The sequence below is a fragment of the Acidovorax sp. JHL-9 genome (genome assembly GCF_000426205.1).
GTDB lineage: Bacteria > Pseudomonadota > Gammaproteobacteria > Burkholderiales > Burkholderiaceae_C > Acidovorax > Acidovorax soli.
Genome location: NZ_AUEX01000050.1, coordinates 1 through 6,688 on the forward strand (window position 1 = coordinate 1; position 6,688 = coordinate 6,688).

Annotated in this window: 7 protein-coding genes and 1 pseudogene; 4 read left to right on the forward strand and 4 right to left on the reverse strand. The window is 60.4% G+C overall.

The window, feature by feature from the left end:
• A partial coding sequence (locus K225_RS21275) for an ATP-binding protein (protein WP_034713449.1) occupies positions 1-247 on the forward strand: 247 nt, incomplete at its 5' end.
• 242 nt (positions 248-489) lie between these two features.
• Here K225_RS21275 and K225_RS22670 read toward each other — a convergent pair.
• Positions 490-627: pseudogene (locus K225_RS22670) on the reverse strand (LysR family transcriptional regulator); the annotation flags it as partial.
• Positions 628-807: 180 nt separating this feature from the next.
• Between K225_RS22670 and K225_RS21280 the strand changes: the two are divergent.
• Both K225_RS21280 and K225_RS0118940 read left to right on the forward strand, forming a co-directional pair.
• Positions 808-1,539: an FMN-dependent NADH-azoreductase gene (locus K225_RS21280; protein ID WP_081679744.1), complete on the forward strand. Its 732-nt coding sequence runs from the start codon at positions 808-810 to the stop codon at positions 1,537-1,539.
• A gap of 481 nt (positions 1,540-2,020) precedes the next feature.
• Complete coding sequence (locus tag K225_RS0118940) at positions 2,021-2,653, forward strand: phosphatidylcholine/phosphatidylserine synthase (RefSeq protein WP_026437512.1); 633 nt, start codon at positions 2,021-2,023, stop codon at positions 2,651-2,653.
• A 231-nt stretch (positions 2,654-2,884) separates the two neighbouring features.
• Here K225_RS0118940 and istB read toward each other — a convergent pair whose 3' ends face one another.
• Genes istB through K225_RS22335 form a run of 3 tightly spaced genes read right to left on the reverse strand, consistent with a single transcriptional unit; the run spans position 2,885 to position 5,548 of the window.
• The gene (gene istB, locus K225_RS0118945) at positions 2,885-3,637 is read right to left on the reverse strand and encodes an IS21-like element helper ATPase IstB (RefSeq protein WP_026437513.1); all 753 of its coding nucleotides are present in this window, start codon (positions 3,635-3,637) and stop codon (positions 2,885-2,887) included.
• A 2-nt stretch (positions 3,638-3,639) separates the two neighbouring features.
• Complete coding sequence (gene istA / locus K225_RS0118950) at positions 3,640-5,172, reverse strand: IS21 family transposase (protein ID WP_026437514.1); 1,533 nt, start codon at positions 5,170-5,172, stop codon at positions 3,640-3,642.
• A 4-nt stretch (positions 5,173-5,176) separates the two neighbouring features.
• Positions 5,177-5,548, reverse strand: coding sequence for a hypothetical protein (locus tag K225_RS22335; RefSeq protein WP_155885301.1), 372 nt, complete (start codon positions 5,546-5,548; stop codon positions 5,177-5,179).
• A gap of 49 nt (positions 5,549-5,597) precedes the next feature.
• On the opposite strand from K225_RS22335, the gene K225_RS0118960 reads away from it, so the two are divergent.
• Positions 5,598-6,566, forward strand: a complete 969-nt coding sequence (locus K225_RS0118960) for a hypothetical protein (RefSeq protein WP_026437515.1) — start codon at positions 5,598-5,600, stop codon at positions 6,564-6,566.
• Positions 6,567-6,688 lie beyond the last annotated feature (122 nt).

Sequence of the window (6,688 nt, forward strand, 5' to 3'; positions counted from 1 at the left end):
CATCAGCGAGCATGCCGCTGAAGTCCTGCAGGCCATCGTGCACCAGCGCTACAAGCTGCGCCGCGCTGTTCTCATCACGTCCAACCGCGTGGTGCAGGACTGGGGCAAATACCTCGGCGACGCCACCATGGCCAGCACCATCCTGGATCGGCTCATGCACCGCTGCGCGATGCTGGAGTTCGAGGGCAAGAGCTTCCGCCTCAAGGAGGCCGCTGCACGCATCGCCGTCACACCCGAGTCGTCATAATCCGACCGTCCTGCCTGGGGGAATTTGGGGTGGCCAAGGGTGGGGGAATTTGACCTGGCCATCGGGGCCAGGGGATCGATCGCAATCGTCAACTCTGGCTCTACACCCGCGCGCGTACTGGCTGCAATGGCCTCGAAACGAGTGGCACTTGCGAGCACCGACCGAGCTTGATCGACCAGTACACGCCCCACATCAGTCAGGCGCGGTCGGTGCCCTCGGCGGTCAAACAGTTCAACGCCCTGGATTGCCTCGAGATTGCTGACGGCTTGACTAATCGCCGACTGCGCACGCCTAAGTTCGCGGCCGGCGGCTGAAAAACTGCCGGCCTCGGCAATGGCCACGAGGACGCGCAACTGGTCGAGGGTGAGACTTCCAATCATTGTCCATCTCCAAAACTGATTAAAAGTATCACATTTTCATCGCTTCCGGTGAAGCATTTCGGCCCCTAAATTACTGCTACGACTCCACTTGTAGTTCTGCGCGGCAGTTGCTGAAGCTTTTCAGCCCATCCAGCGGCAGCCCGTGTATTGCTCACCCATTCCGAAAGAAAGAACCCTCAGATGAACAAGCTTCTCGTTGTCGAGACCAGCCCACGCGGCGACCGGTCCGTCTCGCGTCAAATGACCCAACGCTTCCTTACGGCATGGCGCACTGCGAATCCGGAAGGTCACATCGTGCATCGCGATCTCGCCAATCCCGGGCTCTGTTTCGTTACAGCGCCTTGGCTCCAAGCCTACTTCACACCGCCCGCAGATCAATCGCAAGCGATGAAAGAGGAGCTTCGACTGTCCGATGAACTGGTCGCCGAACTCCTTGTGGCTGAGCACCTTGTCATCTCGACACCGGTCTACAACTACAACGTCCCGGCCTCGCTTAAGGCATGGGTGGATCACATCGTACGCAAGGGCATGACGCTCGGCTTTGACGGGCGGGGTCTTGTCAAAGGAAAGAAGGCGACCTTGTTGATGGCTTCTGGCGGCGTCTATTCCGAGGGATCGCCAATAAAGGATCGCGACATCGCGACGCAATACCTTCGGCTCATCCTCGGAGTTATCGGCATCGAGGACGTCACTGTGGTGGCGGGCGGCGGGGCGAAAGCCGTCGACCTGCGTGAGCTGCGTATTTCGGTCGCTGCTGGACACTCATTTCGGTTTCTCTTGGACAGCGGGAACGGCGGGAGATGGACACCCAGTTCGACACTCGTGGACACGCACAATGTGCTGCCAGTAGGCGTTGACGCTGCGGCGCCCAGTTGCCATGTTGGTTTGCCGGGCAGGTGCGCGGCCGGCTAGACTTCACCAATCGGCCAGAAACAGCCATTCCTTTTTCGGAGGTAAGCGTGATGCAATCGGTATCGCCTGACGTCGAAACTCGGGCGTCGAGGGCGGCCTCGTACCATCCGTTGTGGGCACAAGCAACTGCGCATGCGTACTGTGCGACTGATGTGTCCGTTGAGGCCGTGAACCTCATCGGGCGTATGCGCTCATTGACGGACACAACGCGTGAAGAGCTACTGAAGGCGCTCTTGACCGAAAACTCGGTCTTGGTTGTGAGCTGTTGGACCTCCGAGAAACAGCCAGAACCGCTTGCGGGCGGTGGCAAGCATTATGTGTTCTTGCTACACCCCGATTCCTTTCAAGTTCTGCATGCTGGAATTGGAACCTGGCGGGCTTAGCCAGGAGTCCGCTTCGGGCCCATCAGGGACATTCGAGCTCTTGATGCCAACGTGTCGAAGCTGACGTTCAAACATTGAGCAACTAGGGAGACTCTGCTATGGCGCCCTCAACCCCCACGCCACGCCGCTTCGCGATGATCCGCAGCTTTCATCTTGCCGACTTCATCACACTGGGCAATGCCGCCTGCGGCGTTTTGTCTGTGTTCCTGGCGATGATGTACATGGCCAGCGGCTCGCTTACGCACTTTCTGCTGTCGGCCGCAATGACACCGCTGGCCTTCGTCTTCGACGTCTTCGACGGGAAGGTGGCGCGCTGGCGTCACCAGCATTCGCCGCTGGGCCGGGAGCTCGATTCGCTGGCCGACGTCATCTCCTTCGGCGTCGGCCCGGCAGCGCTGGGCTTTGCCGCGGGGCTGCAGAGCGGTTGGGACATCGTCATCCTGTGCTACTTCGTCTGCTGCGGCGTCAGCCGGTTGGCGCGCTTCAACGTCACGGCCGAACACCTGACCACCGACTCGGGCAAGGTGGCCTACTTTGAAGGCACGCCGATCCCCACCAGCGTGATCCTCACTGCATTGCTGTCATGGGCCGCCTGGCAGGGAGCGCTGGGAGCGCAACTGTGGGGAGGAGTATGGCAACTTGGGCCCTGGCAGTTGCACCCCATGAGCCTGCTGTTCGCGCTGTCGGGCACGGCCATGATCAGCAAGACCGTGCGCATCCCCAAGTTCTGACCAGTTTGCGGCTACATCCAGCACCACGTCGTTGGAGGCGATGCCAGGAAGCTGCCTGCGTAAACGGCAGCAAATGGCCGATTCCTGAAGTCTAGCCTTGGAGCTGGCGATCGGCTACCTATCAATATGGGAACGCCAGCTTGGCTCAGTTTTGCGATGGCTGCAGCCGCTCTGCAGCTGTAGGAACAGGCCGCCCCATTGCAAGGTAACGACCAGGAAAGCGCGACCTTATCAGCCAGGATTCAGAGCAGCTCGCCCTCTGATCTTGCGCATCGATTCGCCCTTCAGCTGGACCCGATGAGCTTGATGCACCACGCGATCAAGAACCGCATCCGCGACGGTTGGATCTGGGAAGAAACCGTGCCAAGTGTCCGCGGGGTACTGACTGGTCAGAAGCAGAGATCCCGTGCGCATGCGCCGGTCGGCAACATCGAGCAAGACCTGCGCTGCGGTTGGGGACATTTCCCCGATTCCAAAGTCATCAAGGATTAGCAGGTTGGGTTTGTAGAGGGCCGTTTTGAGTTTTGGCAGCGAGGCATCGAGCACCGCTTGACCGATGCTGGTGAAGAGGTCGTTGGCCACGTAGAAGGCCACGGTCATGCCCAGCCGACAGGCCTGGTGGCCGAACGCCGACGCTAGCCAGGTTTTACCCACACCCGTGGGCCCGAGGATCATGAGGTTCTGCTTTCGCGCGATCCAGCTGCAATTGGCCAACGTTGACATCAGCGCCTTGTCCAGCCCTCGACTTGCACGCGCGTCATAGTCTTCAAATGCGGCAATTTCCGGAAAGCCGGCCGATTTCACGAGGCGGTTGAGCTTGCGGGAATTCCGGGTGGAGACTTCCGACTCAAGAAGCAAACCGAAGCGATCGTCAAACGCAAGCTGTTGCAGCTTGGCCTGCTCTTGCTGGAGTTCATAGGCTGTCGCCATGGCGTTCAGGCGCAGTTCGCGCAACTTGTTCAAGTTCTGGGTATTGGTGCTCATGTTTAATCTCCGAAGTATTGGGCGCCGCGCAGGTTGTCGTGCTCCATGCGGGGCGGTGGCGTGGCAGGACGGGGCCGCAGGTCCGCCTGGTTGGTCAGGATCGAAGTGATGCTGCGCAGCGAAGTGATGTTCAGCGGGAGTGCGTAGCGGCAGACGGACTCGAAGCGATCCTCGCCATGGTCCCGCGCCAGATCTCGCATGCGTCGGGCAGCGCGCATGCCATTTGCGGGATCGCGCCGCTCGTTGAGGTGGTAGCCGATCATTTCCTGAGCACTGACGCCCACCGCAGTGGCCCATTGCATCAGCGCCTTGGGCTCGCCTTCCAGAACCCGCTGGTGGGCCACAGGCCGGTGTTCAGGAAGCGTGGTGCTGTTGCCCGGCTCAGTGAGCAGCGCGTGCAACGCTACCCGGCGGCCACCTCGAAACACCTCCACCATGGACGCGGTGATGCGCAGATCGACGCGCTCGCCAGCCAGTTGGGAGGGAACTGAGTAAAAGCAGCGCAGGTGCTCTACATGGTGGTCATTGCCCACGCGGACTTGATAGCGCCAGTCGCACAACTCGAAGCGCTTTTGCACAAGCGGCTTGAGCGTAGCGCGTTCATCGCTTTCAAACCTGCTGCGCCGACAGCCTGGCAGTTTCTTGAACGGATGATCGTTGAGCTCGTGGTTCAACCGGCGCAGCTCCTTGTTGAGCTCGTCGATGCTGAAGAACACCCGATCGCGCAGTTTGAACAGTATCCAGCGCTGCGCGATCTGCACGCCCACCTCTGCTTTGGATTTGTCCTTTGGGCGCCTTGGCCTGGCGGGTGCAGGAGCGGTGTCGTAGTGGTGGAGGCAGTCGCGGTAGGTCGGGTTGATAACCAACTCATCGCGGCTGCGGCGCCAGACAGCGGCCTTGAGGTTGTCACTGACCACCCAGCACGGTGCCCCCTCCAAGAACTCAAAGCACTCGACGTGGCACTGCACCCAGTCACCAGTCGTCTGGGTGGGGACGGCGTGCACAAAGGTGTAGTTGGAGTAGCCGAGCACCGCGATGAAGATTTGAGCAAACCGAGAGGGGCCGCCAGCAGGGTCTCGGATCTCCACGGTCCTGCCAGCGAAGTCCACAAACAACTTGTCGCCTGGCCGGTGTACTCGGCGCATGACTACGTGAAGATTCTTTCTCCAGGCCCGGTATCCGACCGCGAACTGGGTGTAGGCCACCCCTTCGGGGCATGTTTCCCTCCACTCGCGCCACAGCTGCTCCATGGTCGCATCGGGGCGTTGCATTTCCGTGTGCACCCACTGCCAGTCGGGCAGAGGTTTCCGCTGCGCAATGGAGCGATCGCGCGTGCCCAGGGTGTCTCGCCACTGATCGTCGTCAAGCGGCTCGATCGCTGACCATTCGTGCCCCTGCTTTCGCAGCATTCGGCGGAAGCTGCCGATCGTGGAAGGCGACATGCCCACGGTGCCGGCGATGGCGCGGTCAGAACTGTTGGGATCGTAGTAATGCAGGCGGGCGATTTCGCGCTGCAGGTGAATTGGAATGCGCATGGACTCACTTCTTGCGCAGCGCGGGAGGACGCGCTGCAAGGACGAGTTTGCCCAGCACGCCCAGCACTTGACGTGCCGAACGCTGCGACCGATACTCCATGCCACGAGATCTTTCCAAATCTTGCTGGCCTCGGCCGGACAAAAAGCCTGAGCTGCAACTCGGGCTTTTTCGTTTCTGGACGTGTAGTTTTTTTGCTCGGTGAGGCTCCTGGTTGCTGTTGATATGACGGCGCGATGCCATCGACATTGCGCGCGTTGTCGATATCCCCGTCCACGTTGCCGAAACAAGTGTCCACGTCGCCGAAAGAAACGTTTGGGCCGTCAAAACGGCAAGCTCGACACTTGGATCGGCACGCCGAATGCGGGGATCGGCCATCGTACGAAAGTCGATCAGGCCAAACTACTGGGCTATCTGGACACTTGAAATGCCGCTGTACCTCGACGACGCAGTGCCGCCACCCATGCCCCGAGCTTTCCTGGACGTTCTGCTCGATGGATACACGTCCTTCGGCGATGAGGCCGTGAACCCAGCCATGGTCATCGGCCTGCTGCGCGAACGCTTGCTGCCGCTCTTGCCGGACGTGCACAAGTCACTATTTGATCTACGGGGGCAGACCAGTTGGGATAGCCTCTGGATCCTCTACGCGAACCTTGCTACCGCCAGTGGTGGCACTGACAAGCAGCTCGGGGCAAGCGCAGCTGTTGTGAGCATCTTCGTGCGGCACACCACTCGACCACCGCGCGAGGTTGAGTTTCCTGCTCACCTGGAATTGGCGTCATTCGCGCGGATGGCTGACGTGCTGGGCCTGCCCAAGGCACATCCACACGTGGGCGCACAAGAAGTCGCTACGCCGCTCTACGCATTCTGTCGGTACTGCTGGCTGCCGCAGCGCTCGCGCGGCGTGTGCGAGAACCATTCCACCAACTCCACGTCTCGGGGCAGGGAAGGTGCTCCACTTTGCGCCGTGGCCACCCACAAACAGGTACAGCGGTTGCGCCTCGCTTTTGAGAATGAACTGAGCCGTCTGGTGAGCGCCGAGGAATGGCAGTTTCACGAGTCCGAGTTCAGCTTGGCGGTCATGGTGCCGCCATCAGGACTTGGCAACTGGTTGAAGGAGCGCCGGCCTGCTCTGTCGCAACAGCTGGATGCTGCTGGTCGCAAGGGTGAAGTCCGAGTGCTGCCCGCTTTGCTACGGGTTCTGTATGGGGACAAAGGGGTAGATGTGGCGCAGGCCATTGGGGGATCAGTGCACCTGCTCACCCCTACCACGGCCAGAGCAGAGGCCTGGCTTTGCGCCTGGGAAGGCAGAGCGAGTTGGGGCGGCCAGCGACGAGGTGTAGGCAAGCCTGCGGCGCCTAGCAGGATCAAGGACACCACTCAGCACAACCATTGAGTAGCCAACAATCCATGGTCCGCTGGGTGTTCTCGAGGGAGGTAAAAGTACCTCACTGACTGCGGTGCCGAACACGGTGTCAACGATGTCGAACTTGATGTCCAAGAAGTCCGAAATACGCA